Source organism: Capsulimonas sp. (genome assembly GCF_039929585.1).
Taxonomy (GTDB): domain Bacteria; phylum Armatimonadota; class Armatimonadia; order Armatimonadales; family Capsulimonadaceae; genus Capsulimonas.
In genome coordinates, this window is sequence record NZ_JBDSQY010000211.1 from 1 (window position 1) to 3,871 (window position 3,871).

Annotated in this window: 4 protein-coding genes; all 4 read right to left on the reverse strand. The window is 56.6% G+C overall.

What is annotated here, in order from left to right:
- Positions 1-333 (reverse strand): chorismate synthase (locus ABIZ35_RS15485; protein ID WP_348220823.1); only part of this gene is annotated, 333 nt, incomplete at its 3' end.
- A 124-nt stretch (positions 334-457) separates the two neighbouring features.
- Positions 458-2,263, reverse strand: a complete 1,806-nt coding sequence (locus ABIZ35_RS15490; RefSeq protein WP_348220824.1) for a hypothetical protein — start codon at positions 2,261-2,263, stop codon at positions 458-460.
- 172 nt (positions 2,264-2,435) lie between these two features.
- Positions 2,436-3,203, reverse strand: a complete 768-nt coding sequence (locus ABIZ35_RS15495) for a hypothetical protein (RefSeq protein ID WP_348220825.1) — start codon at positions 3,201-3,203, stop codon at positions 2,436-2,438.
- A gap of 98 nt (positions 3,204-3,301) precedes the next feature.
- Positions 3,302-3,871, reverse strand: a 570-nt coding sequence (locus ABIZ35_RS15500; protein WP_348220826.1) for a hypothetical protein, incomplete at its 5' end; no start/stop codon positions are given.

The window sequence follows — 3,871 nt, forward strand, 5'->3', positions numbered from 1 at the left end:
GTGTCCTGGACGCGGAACCGTGATGGCGGGAGTTTCCTGCTGATCTTCGGGAAGCGGCTCGATAGACATCTTCGTCGTCCAGTTGGCCCAGTCACGGTTGCGTACGACCATGGTGACAGGACTGCCGAGCGCGCGGCCAAAGCGCACCCCGGAAAGAAACTCGACCGTGTCGGACTCGATTTTCTGCCGAGCGCCTCGGCCGTAACCGCCCTGACGCCGCTTAAGCTGCAGGTTGATAGGATCAGCGGTGATCCCAAGGCCAGCGGGGACGCCTTCGATGATAGTGGTTAAAGCGGGGCCGTGCGACTCGCCCGCAGTCAGAAAACGAAACAATGGAGGAGGTCTCCCAGGGTGAAAAATTAGTGATTGATGAGCGACATTATACCTCACGCCACCCGATTTCGCAAAAAAAAGCCCCTTTCCAGAAAGGAAAGGGGCTTTTTGAAACGAGACGCTGTTACGGAGTTACGGAACCGCTAATTGCGGCGCTATTGCCGCCCATGACAGTCGCATATCCATTCGCATCGAGAATTGTCGGGGTAACGAATATTAGCAATTCAGCATTGCTAATATTTTTACCTCGATTCCGAAATAAATTCCCGATGATCGGCAAATCTGCAAGAATCGGAATCCGTGATTGACTGTAGCTTTCACTGTCCGTAATCAAGCCACCGAGAACCATGGTGTCCCCGCTGCGGATTGTGCGCAATGTTTGAATCCTTTGACGGGTCGTCGCAGGCGGCCCGCCATTGGTCGGGATATCTCCCGGTGTCTCAATCTGCGGTGTGAGGTACAACGTTACAGTATCATCATTGTTAATACGGGGCGTTACGTTGAGGCTCGTTGTGATCGGCAGAAACTGCGGTGTAGTCGTGGTAATCGTATTTCCGCTGTTAGGGATGATCGTTTGCGAAGTTGTATATGGGATTTGTCGCTGGACTTCAATCGTCGCAGGCGTATTGTTCGTCGTAGTGATCGTCGGCGACTGAATCACTTTACCACGCCCTTTGGAAAGCGCCCCTTGAATTTGAGCGACTAAATTGCCGGTAATCACTCCCACGCTATAGGTGGGCGATTGGGTGTTAATCAGTGACGATGACCCTGAAACTCCTGGATAAGGAACCAGAGAGAAATTGATTCCAAACTGGTCGATATCGTTGACGCTGGCTGTAATAAATTCGACTTTGATCTGAACTTGGCGCGGCAGGACATCGATATTCTTCACGATCTCCTTCAAGCGCAGATACGCTTCTGGGGTCGCTTGAATCAGCAGTGAGTTATCAGCCTGAAGAGCGATAATTTGATTGACGCCATCAGGAAGATTGGCGTTCTGACCGCCGCCGCCACCCAAACCGCCGCCGCCCAAACCGCCGCCGCCGAAGCCGCCGCCGCCACCCTGTCGACCGCCGCCACCGCCGCCGAAGCCGCCACCACCGCCGCCGAAGCCGCCGCCACCGAAGCCGCCGCCGCCGCCGCCTGGGAACTGATTCGCTTGGCTGCCCGGATCCCCGGACGCTGAACGCTGAGCGGATTCCGGTCCGATAGAGCCATTGCCGGCCATCGCGGATGGAACGCCGGCTTCATGGCCGTCCAGAGTGAACAGGGAGGGAGTTCTTGCAATCTGAGAATTGTTATTATTCGCACCATTGTTGTCGAAAGGACGGAGCTCACGCGGATTGTCGACCCATCCCGTCAGGTACAAGACATCTTTCGGTACGGCGTACTGAAGGACATATTTATACCAATGCAAGTCCGCCTCACGAGGGGTGTTGGACGCGGCTGTATTGGGAGCATACGTCGCAAGCTGCTGTGTCGCTCCTAAAGACGCGGCGCCTGCTGTCGAAGAAGCGGGGCGTAAAACGTACACGCCGTCTTCATTGCGCGTCACCGAGGCGTTGGCGCTGAGGGCGATGTTACGCAGCGCCTTCTCAAGCGATGCATGGCGTAAATTGACATTGATCCGGCCGAACGGGCGATCGCCGCTTTGAACGACAATTTCCGCGCCTGATTTGCGCTGAAGTAAGCCAACCACTGTTTGGAGGTCCGCATCAGCTAACTCAAGGTCAATGGTCTTACTGTCCGACAGCGATTCCCCATAGGCCGCTCCCAAGCAGCTCAGCATGCCGCCGGGCGTCGGCGTGTAACCGGCGCCAATCAGCAGACCTGTGATAACACAGGTTGTTCCGGCTTTGGCGACACCGTGCTTCCAGCGATTGGCGCTGAAAAAGCGTTGATGCTGGTATCGCCCTTGATATGAACCCATTCGGGAATCCTCCTTACGATCTACGTGGCGCATGCATGTTATTTCCGGGGCGGTGAGGGGGAGCCGACTAGTGATAGAGCACGCCCGCAACAATTGGTTCTTGAAAATGTGGAACGAAGAGATCGGTCCCAGCAAACTCCGTAGAGCCCACCGGGACCTGTAAACGCGGGATTTACCGGAAGCCGCCGCCACCGAAGCCGCCGCCGCCGCTACTGCCGCCGAAGCCACCGCTGCTGCCGCCGAAGCCGCCGCTGCTGCCGCCGAAGCCGCCGCTGCCGCCGCCGAAGCCGCCGCTGCCGCCACCGAAGCCGCCGCTGCCGCCACCGTTATTATTGCCGCCATTATTACCATTATTGCCGCCACTGCTGTTAACTTCCGTGCCGTACGATGGCACCAGAGTAACCATCTTTTCGTCTGTGAAGACATTAAGATAGATTAGAGCAGCGACATCCATATGGTCAACCGGCAGTTTAAACAATCGCTTATCGGAATTGTTCGTCTTGCCGGGCGTGCTGGCGGGCGTAACCAACGCGCCGCCATTATTAAAAGGCGTGGTCGCCGGAGCCGCAGCGCGCTTGACACGGACGTGATAGACATTGTCCGTCAGGTCGTAGGTAAGCGGCGGGTTCGCCGCGCGAAGCAGCGAGCGGAGCGCAACATCGAATGTGACGTTGTTCATGGTGACATTGACAGGCCCCTGAACGTCCGCATCAATGCTATTATTGGCCCCGATACTGTTGAACAGTGTTTTGAGAACCGTCTGAACCGGAGCATTCTGGAAGTTCAGCGAGATCTTTTTATCCGCGTTGGTGGCCGCCGCCGGATCCTGGGCGTACACCGCTCGCTGAGTTACCGTTGAGAGACTAGCCGACATCAGAACGACAGCGACTGCGGCCGAGAGCCGAATGATGGGAGCCTTTCCGAGAACTGATTTTTTCATATTTCACTCCTTGATGCGCGATGCGCACAGAAACCGTTAAAACGCGCGTTTATATGACTAACGTCAATATACCCGAACCGAAGGAAAACACAATGGTTTTAGCCGCCGTCGTTAATCTGCATACCCCCACGCCCGCCCGGCCCACCGCCGGGAACGCCAATATATCCGCCAGGAGCGCCAGGATAACCACCACCGCCAGGATAACCGCCACCGCCGGGATAACCGCCGGGAGCGCCAGGATAACCGCCACCGCCGGGATAGCCGCCCACCCCAGTCTGCCCGCCTGTGGAAATCGGCGAAAGCGGAACTTTGATCGTCTGATTATCGTCGGTCAGCACCGTGATCGTATCGCTTTGGATCGATATGACCTTGCCGCCTTTAATCCGATCCCCAGGCTGAACGGCCTGTGATGCGCCATCGGTCTCTAGAATGGCGTATACACCATTGGCATCGGAGGTCAGAGCGCCCGACATGCGCCGGCCGACATTTGAAACGAGGCGAATAGGACGGGGAGCCACAGGAGGTCCAGTGATCGTAGTATCATGTACTCGGAAGATCTTAGTACTTGGGATCGCCGCCAATCGTGGATCCTTCGGGGCGCGTCCCTTAAACGGAATGGGCTTGACATAAGGCACTTTGAACGGATCCGGCCCCTTGGAAACGGTCTG

Coding starts and splice junctions, on each gene's coding strand:
- ABIZ35_RS15495 (WP_348220825.1), bottom strand. CDS start 3,203: ATGAAAAAATCAGTTCTCGGAAAGGCTCCCATCATTCGGCTCTCGGCC.
- ABIZ35_RS15490 (WP_348220824.1), bottom strand. CDS start 2,263: ATGGGTTCATATCAAGGGCGATACCAGCATCAACGCTTTTTCAGCGCC.